Annotated in this window: 15 protein-coding genes; all 15 read right to left on the bottom strand. The window is 43.4% G+C overall.

Annotated elements, in window-relative coordinates; all coding sequences use genetic code 11:
* Positions 1 to 7 precede the first annotated feature (7 nt).
* Positions 8 to 1,003 carry a lysylphosphatidylglycerol synthase transmembrane domain-containing protein gene (locus tag WCT25_03800; GenBank protein MFA6536520.1) on the bottom strand — a complete coding sequence of 332 codons (996 nt, stop codon included), beginning with the start codon at positions 1,001 to 1,003 and terminating at the stop codon, positions 8 to 10.
* A complete protein-coding gene (locus WCT25_03795) occupies positions 1,000 to 1,914 on the bottom strand; it encodes a class I SAM-dependent methyltransferase (GenBank protein MFA6536519.1) in 915 nt (304 codons plus the stop codon). Before WCT25_03795 ends, WCT25_03800 begins: the two co-directional genes overlap by 4 nt.
* Positions 1,895 to 3,085 (bottom strand): glycosyltransferase, encoded by a 1,191-nt coding sequence (locus tag WCT25_03790; protein MFA6536518.1) that lies wholly within the window; start codon positions 3,083 to 3,085, stop codon positions 1,895 to 1,897. The genes WCT25_03795 and WCT25_03790 overlap by 20 nt, the downstream gene beginning before the upstream one ends.
* A gap of 16 nt (positions 3,086 to 3,101) precedes the next feature.
* Positions 3,102 to 4,043: a glycosyltransferase family 2 protein gene (locus WCT25_03785; GenBank protein MFA6536517.1), complete on the bottom strand. Its 942-nt coding sequence runs from the start codon at positions 4,041 to 4,043 to the stop codon at positions 3,102 to 3,104.
* The gene (locus WCT25_03780; GenBank protein MFA6536516.1) at positions 4,040 to 5,629 is read right to left on the bottom strand and encodes a glycosyltransferase family 39 protein; all 1,590 of its coding nucleotides are present in this window, start codon (positions 5,627 to 5,629) and stop codon (positions 4,040 to 4,042) included. Before WCT25_03780 ends, WCT25_03785 begins: the two co-directional genes overlap by 4 nt.
* An 11-nt stretch (positions 5,630 to 5,640) precedes the next feature.
* A complete protein-coding gene (locus WCT25_03775) occupies positions 5,641 to 6,276 on the bottom strand; it encodes a methyltransferase domain-containing protein (protein MFA6536515.1) in 636 nt (211 codons plus the stop codon).
* Between the two features lie 146 nt (positions 6,277 to 6,422).
* Positions 6,423 to 7,829, bottom strand: a complete 1,407-nt coding sequence (locus tag WCT25_03770; protein MFA6536514.1) for a CDP-glycerol glycerophosphotransferase family protein — start codon at positions 7,827 to 7,829, stop codon at positions 6,423 to 6,425.
* A 5-nt stretch (positions 7,830 to 7,834) separates the two neighbouring features.
* The gene (locus WCT25_03765) at positions 7,835 to 9,250 is read right to left on the bottom strand and encodes a CDP-glycerol glycerophosphotransferase family protein (protein MFA6536513.1); all 1,416 of its coding nucleotides are present in this window, start codon (positions 9,248 to 9,250) and stop codon (positions 7,835 to 7,837) included.
* Complete coding sequence (locus WCT25_03760) at positions 9,247 to 10,599, bottom strand: hypothetical protein (GenBank protein MFA6536512.1); 1,353 nt, start codon at positions 10,597 to 10,599, stop codon at positions 9,247 to 9,249. The genes WCT25_03765 and WCT25_03760 overlap by 4 nt, the downstream gene beginning before the upstream one ends.
* A 19-nt stretch (positions 10,600 to 10,618) precedes the next feature.
* Positions 10,619 to 11,809 (bottom strand): glycosyltransferase family 4 protein, encoded by a 1,191-nt coding sequence (locus WCT25_03755; protein MFA6536511.1) that lies wholly within the window; start codon positions 11,807 to 11,809, stop codon positions 10,619 to 10,621.
* Positions 11,806 to 12,357: a methyltransferase domain-containing protein gene (locus WCT25_03750; protein ID MFA6536510.1), complete on the bottom strand. Its 552-nt coding sequence runs from the start codon at positions 12,355 to 12,357 to the stop codon at positions 11,806 to 11,808. Before WCT25_03750 ends, WCT25_03755 begins: the two co-directional genes overlap by 4 nt.
* Positions 12,341 to 13,438, bottom strand: a complete 1,098-nt coding sequence (locus WCT25_03745) for a glycosyltransferase family 4 protein (GenBank protein MFA6536509.1) — start codon at positions 13,436 to 13,438, stop codon at positions 12,341 to 12,343. Before WCT25_03745 ends, WCT25_03750 begins: the two co-directional genes overlap by 17 nt.
* On the bottom strand, positions 13,435 to 14,508 hold the full coding sequence (locus WCT25_03740) for a glycosyltransferase family 1 protein (GenBank protein ID MFA6536508.1): 1,074 nt from the start codon (positions 14,506 to 14,508) through the stop codon (positions 13,435 to 13,437). Before WCT25_03740 ends, WCT25_03745 begins: the two co-directional genes overlap by 4 nt.
* Complete coding sequence (locus WCT25_03735; GenBank protein ID MFA6536507.1) at positions 14,505 to 15,650, bottom strand: glycosyltransferase; 1,146 nt, start codon at positions 15,648 to 15,650, stop codon at positions 14,505 to 14,507. Before WCT25_03735 ends, WCT25_03740 begins: the two co-directional genes overlap by 4 nt.
* Positions 15,643 to 16,674 (bottom strand): glycosyltransferase family 4 protein, encoded by a 1,032-nt coding sequence (locus WCT25_03730; GenBank protein ID MFA6536506.1) that lies wholly within the window; start codon positions 16,672 to 16,674, stop codon positions 15,643 to 15,645. The genes WCT25_03735 and WCT25_03730 overlap by 8 nt, the downstream gene beginning before the upstream one ends.
* Between the last annotated feature and the right edge of the window lie 12 nt (positions 16,675 to 16,686).

The raw sequence follows: 16,686 nt of genomic DNA, 5'->3' as shown, positions 1-16,686 counted from the left end.
AGTTCCTTTAAACAACGCTTTTATCCTGAGACCCTCTCTGGCGATTTCTAAGAAAATAAGCCAATTCAAGCAAACCGCCAACTAACGCACCGGCCAAGATACTCACAAAAACACCAAGTGACAAGCTGACCGCGTGCGTCTCAGAAACACCGATAAGCCCTAGCAGATAGACGAAGCTGATTTCCCTTTGACCAAGCCCCATAATACTAATCGGGATAAACAAGATGACACTGACTAGAGCATAGACCCAAATAATATTAGTGAGACCAATCGGCAGGTTTAAAGCCAAGGAAACAAAATAAAGTGATAGAAAGTTTACAAATTGAAAGACAACGCCGACCATGATCGACTTCCCGATGAGCCTATAGTCGCCAAGATAAAGATTAAAACCACTGACCAAATTTTTGAAAATCCGGTCAGGCCAACCTTGAGCCGGAATCAAAAGCGAGCCGACCTTAACCATTAGGCTGAAAAATTTCTTGTTAAAAAGCAGGACTGAGACTACCGAGATCAAAAACAAGATAGCAAAAGACCATTCGATTGCGTTGGGTCGCGCTAAATTTGGACCGGCAACCAGAAATACCACCGCGCCAAGAATTGAGAGTGCGATAAAACCGGTGACTCGATCAAAGAAAACCGAAAAGACAATTTTGTATTTTTCCGATAACAAAGGCAAAACCCGGTAAGTCTTAACCACTTCCCCGGTCAATTGTCCACCCGGCAAGAAATTACCGTAAAATAGTCCAATGAGGTTGAGCTCGAATAATTTTATAACCGACACGGTGCTAATGATTGGCGTAAGCAAAATCCGCCATTTGTAGGCATTGATAAAGAGCGCCACAAATGAAATCAGGACCGCAACTGCAAAGTAACCCCATTTAAGTTCGCCAAGAACCGCCAGAACCGACTGGTAATCGATTTTGGTCAGTAGAAAATTGATCAACAAAATACTAGCAGCAAATTTTGCCAGAAAGATTAAATTTTGTTTTAGTTTTTGTTTCATCGGCTCTTTTTTTTAGCCAAAATAACCATGCGACCGGTTTTAGAAAATAGCCCAGACAAAAGTGCAATCGGCTGGAACAGGCAAAGCAGAAAGAGATTATTGATGTCAAAAAACTTGGTCAGTTTTAGTGGCCACTTTTTGAGTTGACCGAAATTTTTTATCGAGAGAATAATATCGTTGGGTGTTTTTTCAAACCAGACTTTTATCACCTCAAAGCCCTCCTTTTCCAAAAGTCGACTCAGGGTCTCGCGATTAAACAAGATCAGATGGCGTGGAAATTCATAAGCCAACCAAGCTCGGCCAAAAAAATGCCTTTCGGGAGTATCTTCATTTGGCGTTCTTAGCAACGCCAGACCGCCCGGCCTCAAGATTCTAAAAATTTCTCTGACTTCTTTTCTCGGGCTGGAAAGGTGTTCAATTACGTGATTCATCACCAAAATATCAAACGACTGATCGGGAAATTTTTGAGCCAGCAGTTCACCTGCTCGCAGATCCAATCCCCGGCGCTTCCCCTCGGCACACATGGCCGAATTAGGTTCAACTCCAACCACCTTAAAATTGAGGCGGTCGCGCATCGCCTTAATGTATTTGCCCCAAGAGGCTCCAACATCGAGCAAGTCTTTGGCCGACGGACAATATTTTAGAAGCATCTTCCCCTCTTTTTTGGTTCGCCAACCGACAAAAGCCTCGGCAATCGGATGGTAAGTGTTTTGATACGGCTCATAATCGTCTCGGTAATATCTCGCCATTTCAGAGGCCGGCGGTCGCACCGCCAGAAACATCACACCACAATTAAGACAGCGTCTGAAAGTAAAAACTTCCGGTCCAGAACCGCCGATTTCAGGCAAACTAATAACCTCCCGATAATTCACACTGTTGCAAAGCGGACAGTTAGATATTGTCTCCGTCATAAATCGATTCTAATTTTTTAATAATGCTTTCCCAAGCATAACAGGCCTTGATCTTTTTTTCTAATTGCCGAGCCGTTTCCTCGTGCGTCGATTTCGGCAAATCCAGATACTTTGATAACTTACTTGACCAGGCCTCATAGTCACCGTCCCCTCCCAGATAACAGGCCGAATCGCCAATTAAAGATCGATTGGACTGATGATCTAGAGCAATTATCGGCAACCTGGCCAAAGCATAACTTAGTAACTTGCCATTACTTTCGGTGGTGCGGAGTTTCAAAGTAATAGCAAAGTCACCCAAAGCCAAGTAGCTTTGTGAATCCAAATAAGGAATCACGTCACCTAAGTACACCCGGTCGGACAATTTTAGCGTTTGAACCAAATTTTGATAATGGGCCACATCGCCATTACCTCGCAAGACCCAAAAAATATCTTGTCGTTTACTTTTCATAACTTCCGCCAGTTTCAAAACCGCTTCAACATTTTGTACTTCGGTATAACTGCCGAGATAGACGATAACTTTTCGATCAGACGGGATTTTCATTTCCTTCCTTAAGGTTTCGGTCACTTTTGGATCTGTCTTGATATCGAAACTAATGGCGTCAGGCACCAGTCTTAATTTGGTCTCCGGAACCTTGAACAAATCACGCAACATCGCATAGTTACTCTCATTACTCGCCACGATAGTTGGCACGAGGCGGTAAATCGCTTTTTCGATCAATAGAAAAATGCCATAAAGGAGGGAACCTTTTTCAATCATCTTGAATCTCGACAATTCGTCAGTCAAACCGCCCTGGCTATCAAAAATCACTTTGGCTCCCAATAAAGGACCGACGAGAAGGCCGATTAGCGCGCCTTCATGCAGGTGACAATGCAGGACCGCCGGACGAAATTTGATCGCCACGACAAAGGTCTTAAGCAAAAGAAAAAAATCTAAATAAATTTTATGCCAAGTCGGCTGGTTAGCCTTAAGACCGACCCGACTCCAAAAAAACCAGTCGGGAATCCGCTCAACATCAAAACCTTCCGGATTGTCGCCAACCTGGTAAGTGACAATTTTGACCAAATAATGATCCTTTGATAACCACCTGGCCTCTTCAAAAATTCTCATGTGACAGCCCCGATTGGAATAAAACGGAGTTGGCGCAATCATTAGTATCTTTTTTTTAATCATACTTGGCCGAGACAACTTAAAAATTGATTCGATTTTTAACTTTGTACGGCGTCTTGTGTTGAGACTCGTAGTAAGTTCTCATGATCATTTCCGCCAAAATACCCATCACCAAAAGCTGAATTCCCACAATTACAAAGATTGCCGAGAAGATTGGCAAAGGCGTCGCAACCAGATTTCTGAGGCCCATAATTTTTAAAATTATCGCCGCCAAACCGGAAACAAGCCCCAGAAGCAAAGAGAACATGCCAATCCCGCCAAAAAATCTGATCGGCTTATTCATATAATTCATCATATACCTGATAAATAGAAGATCCAAAATAACTTTGGAAACCCTTCCCAAACCATACTTACTGACCCCAAATCGCCTCGGCCGATAATTAACCTCAACTTCGGCGATATTGGCGCCATTATATTTAACATAAGCCGGGATAAAACGGTGCATCTCACCATAAAGCGAGACATCTTTGATCACTTCACGCCGATACACTTTAAGCATGCAGCCATAGTCGTGGAGCTTGACCCCGCTAATGGCGGAAATCAACTTATTGGCGCAAAGTGAAGGCAATCTGCGGGTAAACAGTTGACCTTGCCAACGGTTCTTGCGCCAGCCGGAAACCAGATCAACTCCGCTTTCAATCATTCGGAGCATCTTAGGGATGTCGTTGGGGTCATTCTCGAGATCGCCGTCAATTGTGATAATGATGTCCCCCTTCGACGCCTCGATGCCGGCCGCAAAAGCGGAGGTTTGACCGAAGTTGCGGCTAAATTTTATAACCTTCAAATGCTTCTCGGTCTCCGCCAGCTTTTTTAACTCATTGTAAGTGCTGTCAGCTGAACCATCATCGACAATGATGATGTCAAAATCCTTTGTTTCTTTACCGACAACTGAAACCAGCTCTTTAACCAGAGGTCCGACATTATCCTTCTCGTTGTAGACCGGCACAATAACTGAGATCATTTGATTCTCTTATATAGTAAGAGGGTGCCACCATCGTTACCCTCGGTATACTTTCGAGGATACACATTTTTTTCGGTTCCGACAAGCGTGAATCGATCCTTCAGCAACTTTTCGATTTCCAGCCGACCATCCACTTTCACATTGTCCTTCCAGAAGGCTCGCCTAAACATTACCGGCCAACTTTCTTCATGAAGAACCAGGTAGTCACTATTTTTGATCCAATCAGTCAGCATGTCAAAATTGTACATCAATAACGATGAGGCGACTTCCTTAGATTCCCCTCCCAGATAATAAAAGTCGCGGTTAATCAATTGCGGGTAAGTCTTCCGTCCTGCCAGATAAACTTGAAAAATAGAGTTGTCAAACGCAACAACGGTATCAGTCGGTTGGGTGTTAGCTTTGACAAAAGCTGCCCCCCTTTCGACTCTGGTGAGATCGGACTCTGAATTTGGGCTGGAGACCACATCAGTCCTCAAAATATTAGCGCCAAAGTTCAGAATTATCCCGACAATTAAAACTAAAACCCAAGGTGACTTATCGTCCGTAAATTTGAAAGTCCCGATTATCGCCGACAACACCAAGATTGGGATAAAATAGTTAGCGTAGTACAAGTTGCCGGCAATCCGCCAATAAAAATAATGTGTCGCTATCAGGGCGACGCCCAAAACCGTCACGAAAACATAAATCTTTTCTTGAATTAAAAACTGCCGAATCGCCACTTCTTTAGAAAGTCCTTTGACGAAAGCAAAGGCCACAGCCAAAAATAAGGCCAGGTAGATAAGATACTCTTTGATAAATTCGGCCAAAACCAGAAGCATGCTACTTAGACCAGGACTCGAAACACCGTTAGTCGGCAAGGCCTTAAGGGGTCCTAAGACATGGAAAGGAGACAGGATGTAGCTAATCGCCAGAGTTGGATTACTGAGAACGATTGGCAGATAGCCGAGAATTACAACGGCCGCGAAAACCCCCACAAATAAGGATACCTGCTTCAGAGAAGTCTTCTGCCAGATCAGATAAGCCAGATAGACGATTACGACCGGCACCAAATTAATCCTGATCAGGATCAGCAGCGCCCCGCAAATGCCCGCAATTATTATTTTAGATCGAGACTTGATTGACAAGGTTTCCGTATAAACCATTACCAGCATTACAAGCAAACTCGGAGCGTAGAGAGAGACCGAAATATAATTGCCGATCAGTAGAACATTGCTGAGAAGAAAAATTACCGAACCGAGAGCCAACCATCGGCTACTGAGTTTTTCAGCTAATTTAAAAAACAATATTAGACAGATGACCAAAACAAGAACGGCGGTCAGCCTGCCGACATAGAAACCGGCACCAAAGATTAGCTGGGGCAATCCGTAAATCAAGATAAAAGCCGGCGGGTATTCAACCAAAATATCGCCAAAGGGAACAAAATCGCCCCTTAATATTACCAGGCTTTTGAAAAGATAAATTTGCTCATCAACCCAAGTCTCCCTGTACATTAAAAGCAAAGCGATCTCGGCAATCGCCAGCAAAATTGTTGTCACGAGTGAGACCCTAAACCAAGCTTCTTTATTTTTTATTAACTTAGCAAACATGAATCATCAAATTACTTCTCCAGCCAAAAATAGTGATTTTTGGGAGTATCGTAGTAAACCTTATCTTCAAGAATTTTGAAGCCAGCTTTTTCAATATCGGCTTTGACTCTTGAGACGGAAAAATCGCGTTTACCAATTTCCCAAAAATGACCGTCCATGATTTCATTTTGGCGAGTCGAAAGTTTGAGGATAAATTCAACCGCTTTCAAAAAAGGCAATTTCAGGTAAAGACCCGAAAAGGTCCTCCTGGTATCCGGGGCCGAGAAAAACACAGTTTTCTTGGTCACTCGGTAAAGCTCCTTGAGGGCAACCGGAAACTGTTCGTATGGCATATGCTCCAACACCTCACAGATCAAAATCATATCGAACGAATTATCTGGAAAAGGCATCTCGTAAACCGAACCCAGGACATCCGGACTATACTCTTTTTTATTATCAATCGTGGTGGTATCAACGCCAAATTTTTTCAAATAAGAGGTCACCTGGCCGTGCGATGGACCAACCTCGAGAACACGGAAAGACTTGAGATCTTTACCGCGAAATTTGATCTCATTCGCCACTGCCCTAATCTGGTTATAGTAATGGATCCACCTAGCTTTGTGGTCATAAAAATCCTTTGACCAGAAAGGTATATCGTAAACACTCATTGAATATTAATTAATGTGATCTGGTAATTATAGACAACCTGAAACTCAATCCCTCTCCTCCACTTTATTGAGGACTAGCCGGATAATTATATCATTCTAGCTTGTAAATTCGAGTCAAGAAATTTAAGCGAAACCGACTCGGCTTTTCACTTAGACAGAGCCCTAAAAACCCTTTCAGATGAATGACCATCAAGCGGGCCGCAGACGTTTTCTCTCAAAAGTCGGCGCTTATCGGAATCGGCTGCAGGGTCGCGCAAATATTTATCCAGATCGGCAAATAATTCTTTAAAGCTCTTCGGGGTTCTTAAGGCGCCGGTCTCAAGAACACTCTTAAAGTGATCGAATTTGGCAAAACGAGTAATCGAACGCCTGAAAGGACGAATTTGATAGCCGTCAAAAAGCGGGGCCACAATCGGGCGATCGAGCACGGCCGCCTCAAGCACGGCGGTGCTGTAAACCGAAATCACGGCATCGGCAGAATTGATGATGTTCAAAAAATGCTCGGTTTTTGGGATATCTCCCCAAAACTCTCGCCGGTAAAAATAAACCCTCGGATTATTCTCAAAACGATTAAACTTTTCTTCATCGAACTCTCGATCTTTGCTGCGACCGCCAAGGTAAGGGCGGATCACAAAACGCACATCAGTGCCAAATTTATTTTCGTCGGCCCACTTGATCATGGTCTCAATTATTTCCGGCTCATCAGGACAATAGGCACTGCCCGAGATATACAGAATAAACTTGGCGTTGGTCGGAAAATTAAGAGTTTCCAAAATTTTCTCCCTCGGCTGCAAAAATTCTCGCTTCCAAATAAAATCAAAGTGCGGATAGCCGACAATTTCAATCGACTCAGGATTATAACCTTGGTAATCGACGGCCATATCTTTAATTTGCTGACTCTGCACAACCAGTCGATCAACTTTGAGCGGCAAGAAATATTTATCCAAATGATCCCAACCGGCCGGCATGCCGACTGTCTTGATATTTCGCCGCTTCGCCTCAGAAATCAAAATCATGTCGAACCAACCATAAATGTGGGTGGCAAAAATTTTGACCGGTTGGTACTTATCGAAAACTGGGGCAAAAGATCGAATGTTTTTGAAAATAGACTGAAACAGAGCCGGTACCAGTTTTTGCTTCACATAAGCTGATTTCCCAAGACTCAAACTGATGAATCCTTTAATCGGCGAAAGGTATCCTCGCCCGCCAGCCGGCGGTTCATCCGGCCGGGTACCAATCGTGGCCATAATCATCGTGGTGCCGGTAAAGATCAGGTACGAGTAACAGAAATAGAAAAATCTTTGGAGAAATCCTCTAGGGGTCGGCACTTTAATGACTTCGATCGTCCAGTAATCTTTGACTTCAGCCAACGCCTGATTTAAAAATTCGCGATATTTAGCGTCATATTGCTTTGTCACAACGAAGACGACAGATAAATCACCCGACCGCATCGCTTGTTTCAAATAATCAAGGAAACTCCCTGGAAATAAAAACAGGTTTCGAAAGGCGGCTGAAGAAGCGATGCTAATTAAAATTGTTTCAGTTTTTTTCATTAAGGTTAAATATTAGCATGAATGGTTTTGTCGGTCTCCTGGCTTAACAATTTACTGATCGCGGAAGCCAGCCGCCAACTCGCTTTACCGTCGGTAAACTCGCATTGCATCTTAACAATACTTTCTCGACCCAACTGAAGTTGCCCCGGATTTTTAATGGCCAGGTTAAGTGACTCCTTCAATTCATTCTCGGTCCTCACCAAATCAATGCCATTGGTAGTTTTAATATCTCTTAAATGATCCCAATCAAAAAATCGTTTGGCCGAATTCCAATAATCACGCTTTAAGTCACCATCGAAAGCTATACCGATAAGCGGCTTGTCAAAAATCGCCCCCTCGATAAAGAAAGTTGAATACATGGTAATGACGATGTCAGTGCACTGGAGTTGCATTTCGAGCAAATTTAAAGATTGTTCATCAAACTCCCAATCATCTCGTTCGGCAAAATGGGCCACTGATGACTGGCCAACAAAGCCGAGTTCGGCTTGCAGTCTTTCCAGCTTTTCTACGGAAAAATCAACCTTGGGATACGGCCTAATCAAAACATTGGCTTTCCTTTCTAGTTGTCCGCTATCGATAATTTTTCTGATCAGTTTAAGAATAACAAAGTCTATATCAAGACCGGCCTTTCCCGACAAGGCGTACAAGATCATCGCTTCATCTTTTTTAAAGCCGACCGATTCTCGAAAAGCTTGGCAGTCGGTTTTAGTCTGATCCCGATTGAAATACCGATCATACTGCAAGACTCCGGTGACCAAGATATGCGAAGCCGGATAATCACCAAGACTCGCGGCTTGTTGTTTTAACACCTCGGTGTGCACAAAAAGTTGATCCGGATGAACACGCAACAATGATTTACTGTAAAGATTATCCCAGCTTAGGATTATGCCGGCAGTTTTAATCCCCCTCTGCTTGGCCTCTTTTAGAATCCGATAATCGTCATAAAGCATGGTCGGAGAGAAAACCAAATCCGGCTGATACTCATTGAGTATTTCGGCAAAAGTCCGGCTCGGGATTACTCCATAGCTCCACCTTATAAAAACTCGCCAGAACCTAAATTTACCTAAGGCGAAAAAACCAAGCCGAGTGAACAAGATCGACCATCTCACCAAGAAATTATGTTTGGCCTGGAGTCGGAAAAATTCCGACATCATCTGCATGTATCGAGTGTGAGTACTGATACTTGAAGTCTCAATAAACTTAAAAATCTTATCGGCCAGTCGATGACCATTATGTGGAAATTCAACCAACCGGATATTATCGAGTTCGGCGAAAATTTTTTCATAATCAGACCTCAAGCGTCCCGGTACCACAAGAACAATCTGCACTTCCGGCGTCTTAGCGATCTTGCTGATAAAGCCGGAATGAAGATAATTCCTGGTAAAAAAATTGGTGGTAACCGGAATAATTATCGTCTTCATGATTTGAGAGCTAATTCATCTATGACAACTTTGGCTAGCCTCTGGCCCGCCAGGCCGTCAGCTTTTGAAAACCATTTCTGCTTAATCTTAAGCCTTCCAGCTCGATCTTTGGCCGGATCTTTGAGATAAGCCGCAATCGCCTGAAAAAAATCTTCGACACTGTCACTGTAATGCACGCCGCCGGTTTCCAGAACTTTTTGAATGTGATCACACTTATATGAGTAAACTGTCTCAAAGAAATTTCTGGGTGTGGGATAAAAATTCACGGCGATTGTCGGCCGATCCATAAATGGCGCATCGACAGCGATACTCGTCGGTCCAGTAATCACCAGATCGGCATAAAATAGCTCGTTGATCAGACTCTCATCGTCGGCCGGCGTAATCTCTCGATCGCCTTGCTCCCTATCGTTAAAGGACTTGCCCGTCCGATGGAAAACCATATTGTCAGGTTTTACAAAGTTATCCAGACGTACACCTTTTTCCGCCGGAAACCGCACAATCACGGAAGCCTCGACTTTACCCAGTAAAGACATCACGTACTGATCGATATCGTTAAATTTTATCAGGGCGTCGCTCACCGGCGCATAAACAATTAATTTACGATCTGGTGATATTCCAAAAGACTTGAAGAAATCGCCTCTCGATTGTGTCGGGCCCACAAGATACCGATCGTAGTGAGGATTACCTATAACGCTGATTAGTTTGGCCGGATACTTATATAACTCCAAAATTTCAGAAAATAACTCCTGGGAGCCGACCACCAGCCGATCCGGCAAAATCCGAAAAATCCTTTGAGTTGGGTTGTCCCAAGACCTGACCATGCCGACAATCCTGACCTTCCGATGTTTAGCATCTTGCAACAAGCTAACATCATTCTCATTCTGCAAGTCGGTCGAGAAAACCAAATCCGGCTGATACTTCTCAAACAAGTCGAGAAAATAGCCTTGTGGACAAAAACTTAAGTCCAAGACGCGAACAATTGCCCTTACAAAAGCAAAACGGCCAATTGAGCCCAGGACCATTGAAGCCGAGTACAGGCCGTACTTTTTGTGATAAAGGTATTCATATCTTTTTCGATTCCGTGCCGTTCTTGTGTTAAAAAGCATCACCCCTAATTTCTTAAACAACAGACCGAGAAAAGTCCGCGAAGCTTGATAGGGGCCAACCCCTTCAATGATCACATTGGTCGAGCCAAACATTTGCTTAAAATATTCGGCCTTATATCTTGGAACCAGAATGACAATCCTTATATTTTTTTGAGCTTTCAGGTATGAAAAAAAATCAGTCGCCAAAATATTGCGTGAAATCATCGGATGGAAGCTGCTGATAAAAATTGTTTTGGGCCTCATATTAAAACATTATAACCATTTAACGCTTAAGCTCACTACGAAAAATCTCGAGCATTTTGGCCGTGTACTTTTCCCAAGAAATATTCTGTTCGACAAATTGCCGGCCATTAGACGCCAAGTCGTGATAAAGCTTCGGATCGCCGACTAAAAGCTCAATCGCCCCGGCAATCGCTTTTGGTGACTTTGGCGGCACGAAAAGCGCCCGCTTTTTATCGATCAAGACTTCAGCCGCCCCGGTAGTTTCGGAAACGATAATGGGCAAACCCGTAGCCATCGCTTCAAAAACCGCCAAACCCCAGCTTTGCATGTGACTCACAAAAGCAAACAGGTGGGCGCTCTGGTACAAGAACCTAAGCTCTTCATCACTGACTCGGCCCATAATTTCAACCTCGTGCTCAAGGCCGAGTTCCACGATTCGTCGTCTGGTAAAGTCAGCGTAAACTTTATCAGAATCAAAATCACCGACAATCTGAAATTTTAAATTAAAACCTTTAGACTTCAAAATCGAAATTGCCTCAATCGTGTCTTCAAAGCGACGATGAGGAAAAAAGATACTGGTCGTCAGAATTTTAATCTGTTCGCCACGAACGACCGTTCGAGCTTTGAAAATAAAGCCGCTAATATCCAAACCACTCCTCACCACTTCCGCCGTTTGGCCAAAAAATTGGCGGACCCAATCTCGATCGCGATTGTCGAGCACTACAATCCTATTCTGGGCTTTGATAAATTTGTGCGTATCATAATAGTCAAAAAGTTTGTAGGCCAGGTGTTTAAGTAAACCGATTTTCAAATTCGGATTTACCTCCCTCTCCCTAAGAAATGACGGCCACTTGGTCGGCATATCATTCATCATCCAGATTGAGGGAATATTTTTGACTTGCTTCTTAAAGTAATAGGCCACTTTATAACTCAACTGATCGTGCGGATTCAAAATTTCGGTATCTTGATCAATCAACTTGGCCAATTCTTTGGCCTTTTTCTGTTCCAAGCAGAGATTTTTTAAATAACCAGCCGGCTGACGGCTTTCAGTTTTAAGTTCAATCACCTTGAGATTGTGAAGAGCGCTCACAAAACAAATTTTCGGCTCATATTTAAAAGTGTACAGAGTCACTGAATTGCCGGAACTTTGCAGGCGCAGAGCCAACTCAATGGCCTGCCGTTGAGTGCCACCTCGCACATTTAATCGCCTGACAATAATCGCAATTTTCATTTTAGCAGTGTGACAATGATGTTTTGGGCCGGAAAAAGTCTGGAGAAGCCGGTAGCTTCATACCAGTCCTGAGCTTTCCGACTGTGATTGACCAAGAAACTTACCAAGTGATTGAAAGCAAACCACTTCAAGCTATGTTCGAAAATAATTTTAGCTTCGACAACTTTAGTAAAATGAAAATCGAAATAGTAGGCTCGATTTTTGAAAGAAGTTTTGGTAAAAAAATCAAAAGTTCTGATCGAAAACATTTTCTTGTGAGTCGGATCCATAAAATTGACCCGAGAAGTGAAGTGCGGAACTCGAATCTTAATTTGGCCGCCCACATCTAAAATCCGATGAATCTCCTTCAAGACCGGAATATACTCCAAATGCTCCAAAACATCCTGACAAAGGATCTCTTCAAATTGATTGTTTTTAAAAGGCAGTGGCAGTTGGTTTAAATCATGAACGATATCAACGCCTGGCAAATTTATCGAGTCAACGTTGATCCAACCCGATTTAATGTCGTGGCCACAACCAAGATTAAGTCTTTTAAATGATTGATTCATAAATCTTCAAATAGGCCTTAATTTTATCATCCCAACCTTGACTCTTTGCAAACTCGACCGACTTCTCTGACATCGCCCGCCTTAAATTCGGACTAGCGATTATCTTTCCAACCGCGAAGACAAACCCGTCGACATCTGTGGAGTCTACCAAATATCCATTCTGACCGCTAAGTGAGGCCTCCTCAACCCCGCAATCCTTACTGCCCACAATCGGCAAACCTAGCGCCGCCGCCTCCAAAAATACCATGCCAAAACCTTCAACATCGTGACCAATATTCTGAGAAAGCAGGCCGAACACCTCGGCTCCGGCATACAAAGCTTTGAGCACTTCCAAATCGTCGACATCGGTAAGCAATACTACCCTATTCTCCAGATTCAATTCTCGGATCAAATCGACGATCTTATTGTATTGCTTGTCGCTGTACTTCTTCCCGACTATCACATACTTCAAGGTCGGCAACTGCTTAGCCAACTTAGCGAAGCCCGAGATGGTGTACTTGTACCCCTTGCGCCAGCGTAATGATCCTACACCGATGAGATAGGGTGAATAGAGACCGGAAAATTTCGCCACCAGTTCCGGCTTAGGATTTTGAAATTTGGCAAAATCGATTCCCGGTGTAATCACGGAGACATCGAGTTTGGCGGGTAATTTTTTCAAAACTTCCTTGGCCACAAAACTGCTGATCGCCGTTAAGTGCCGAGCCTTTTTAATTACCAGCTGCGCCGGCCACTTTTGCCAAAAATTATAAAGCGGGATAATCGAGCCACTGCCAACCAAAGTCAGAACCATCTTCTTATGCAAACCCAGTGAGCAGAAAAAAGCGACAAAACCATATGGAAAGAGATCGAGTGCGTGAATCAGGTCACAATCCTCGAGCTCACATCGAATTTTTAAAAAATTTCTAAGCAGTTGGAAACGGTTCGGAGAAATCAGAGCCTTCTCGTAAGTTTTGCCGGAAGCAATCGAGGTTAAAACCACAACCTCAAAACCGGCTTTTTTAACCCCTTCGACAATGCGATTGGCAAAAACTCCGGCACCATTGTCATGACCTAAATTGTGAGCCAAAAAGCCAATTTTCATTTTAAATCATTAATAAGCTTGATAAATTGTTCCGCGCATTTTCGCCAAGAAAATTCTTGTGACCGCTTTTGGCCATTTTCAACCAGTAGCCGGCGAAAATCCTGATTGGAAGCAATTTTAACCATCGCCCCGCTAATTTCCTTCGAATTTTTAGGATCGACGAGGCAAGCCGAGCCCGCTTCCCCAATTTCTTTGGTCGAAGTTTGATTGGAAGTAATGACCGGCAGACCGCAAGCCATGGCCTCCAAAACCGGAAAACCGAAACCTTCAGCCAGACTGGGAAAGACCAGAGCCTCAGCTTTTTGATAAAGAGATGATAATTCCTGATCTGAGACATAGCCGACAAATTTAACTTGTTCAGAAATCCCGCTTTTTATGATCAGGCTTTTAACCCGGTCGTAATACCTCCCTTGTCCCTTCCCAACTATCAGCAGTTGATACTTCGGAAAGTCTTTCAAAAAAAGTGCAAAGGCCTCAACAACCCTCAAAAGATTTTTTCGGGCCTTGATCACACCGACATAAAGAAAATATTTTTCCGGCGTCGCTACCGCTTGGGACGGCAAATTACAGATTGGGTTAAAACCCGGATAAATGACCTCGATTTTATTCCGGTCAATTCCAAAACGAGTCATCACCTCTTGTTTGGTAGTTTCAGAAATCGCTATAATTTTGGTCGCCCGCCTCAGAGAGAAACGATGATACAGTTTTAAAGGCCACATCTTTGGCCACTGCCAAAACGAAGCAAAATCAAGATAAGCAAAGTCGAGAGCGATCACCAGAGACCGCTTCGGCCGGAAGAAAAAAGGCATAATCGGAGTATTAAAAATATAAAGATCGGCCTTCGGGGTTCCGGCTAAGCCTTCGAGCCAGAAATAACCGTCGCCAAGAACCACCGTTTGCCAATTATTGCTTCCAATATTCAATTTTTCCTTCGGCGTTTGTTTTAGATAAATAATAAATTGACTTTCCGGATCTCTCTCGATAATTTCCTTGGTCAGCTCAAAAATATACCGGCCAAGTCCGGCAGGCCTCTTCTCATCAAATGGATGGAGGACTATGCCAATTTTCATAACTTATTCTTCACAAAATTAAGCACCAGCAAAACTCGGCTTGACCAAGACAATTTACCGGCCAAATTTAAAGCCTCGGCCGATCTTAAACCGGCAGTTTTTTGATCACTGATAATTTTTCGAATCGACGAGACGAAACTTTCGGAATTATCAGCCTGATAGAAAAAGACTTCCTTTTCGCTCACCATATCTTTGATGGCCGGGGTATCGGCAACCAAAATCGGCACTCCGGTCGCCAAATACTCGAACAATTTCATTGGCGAAGTGTGATAGTAAGAATACTCATTCTTCTTGGTGCCGATAACAAGCAGAATGTCCGCACTCCTCATCCAATCAACCATCTCGGTATACGGCCGCTGACTGAAAAATAAAACGTTCGGCAAATCATATTTCTGGCCGGTCATCTTTTCAACCTCGCCTTTACTACAACCAACGAAACCAAAATTAATTTCCGGCAAAGCCTTCAGGGCCTGATCGAATATTTCCAAACCCTTCCAGTCATAACATTTGCCGACATAAAGTACGAATGGCCGATTAAGAAGAATACTCCACTTCCCCCGCCAAGCCGCCTTATCGGCCGGTTTGGAAAACATTTGGAGGTCGATACCGTTCGGTTGAACCAAAACCTTCTCAGACGACAGAGAAAAAGTTTTCACAATCTCGTTTTTAATCAAATTATTAATCGTCAAAATAGCGGTGGCTCTTTTAAACATTCGATTAAAAATCCAGCTGTATTTTTTGGCATCGTGGACCTCAACCACAAAAGGCGTGTGCAAAAAACTGACACCGATGAGCGAGAACTGATCCATGTCGATAGTGTAGAGCAAGAACTTTTCTCCGGCCTTTTGCCTTTCCTTAATAAATCGACGGTAGGCCAGAATAAATGACAGGCCACTTAACCGATAACCAAGTTTGCCGAAACGATAGAGATCACAAATTTTCAGATACTTAACCAAAATATCGGTCTGGAGACCGTAGAAATTCTTCGGGCTTTGCGAAATGGCATTCTCCCGATCCGGCACAATCAGCTCAACTTCAAAACCATTAAGGCTCATGGCTTCAATCATTTTCGCAACTTGGATCGCATGAGCCCTTTCAGACGGGAAACGGCAGTGGGCAATGTAATAAATTTTTTTATTCATAGAGTTTTGTAATGGCAGATACTAATTTATCCAAACCATGATTGGCAACAGCATATTTTCGTAAATCCACGGCGAGAGAATTTTTCTTATCCTGATCGAAAAATAAAACTCGTTTGAGTGTCTCAGCCAAGGAAACCGGATCCTTTTCTTTGAAAAAGAATTCCGTTGGCAGGGCATCTTTAAAAGCCGGCGAAGAAACCAGTGGCAGAGATCCGCAAGCCATGGTCTCCAATACCGTTTTATCATAATTGCCGGCGGGAGTCAGGTTGACCGAAACCTCATGACTAGAAAAAATTTCCGGGGTTTTGAAATTGGCAACAGAACCAAAAAAATCGATTTTGCCCGCTCGGATTAAACTCTCAAATTTTTGTTGTAGTTGCTTCAAATAGCCAAGATCCCCCACCAAGGCCTCGCCGTAAACATCCAAAACAAAAGGGAAACTGTTTTGATCCAAAATCTTCACAGCTTCAAGCAAAGTGCCGAGATCTTTAATTGGCGAGATCCGGCCCAAATATAAAATTGAGTTTTTCTTTTTATCTACACCAGTCGGCTGGAAAATTCCCGTATCAATCCCTGCCGGCATCCGAACTGATTTTTTAGTCTTGGCCGTAAAGGCGTAGGGTGAAGTGTGACAAAGAATATTGGCCAAAAACATGGCTAATTTGGCCCGCCAATCGCCGTAGGTGTGGTTGTACCACATAACCACCTTTTTACCCTTAAAACGCCAGAATAAGCCGCCCAGAATGACATACTCGGGGTTCATATGGACAAAAACAGCCTCATAATCGGCCTGGCGGCCGAAAGCTGTTCGATAAAAATTAGAGATGTACTTGAGCCGTGATCGGCCACTCTCCTTGCCCAGAGAGAAAATTTTTACGTTCGCCGGCAAATTGACTTCACCCCTCTCAAGACAAATCACTTGGAGCTCGGCAAACTGTTTCGACAAAGCCAAAAGCCAACCGTGGATAAACCCGAGCACGGCGTCATTCTTATCAACCTTTTGAGTTATAAATAAAATTTTCATTTTTCAAATCCG

The sequence above is a fragment of the Candidatus Paceibacterota bacterium genome, assembly GCA_041666545.1.
In the GTDB taxonomy this organism is placed as follows: domain Bacteria; phylum Patescibacteriota; class Minisyncoccia; order Phycocordibacterales; family JBAYGS01; genus JBAYGS01.
Note: the sequence above shows the minus strand (reverse complement) of the source record. Positions and strands in the feature narration are given on the sequence as shown.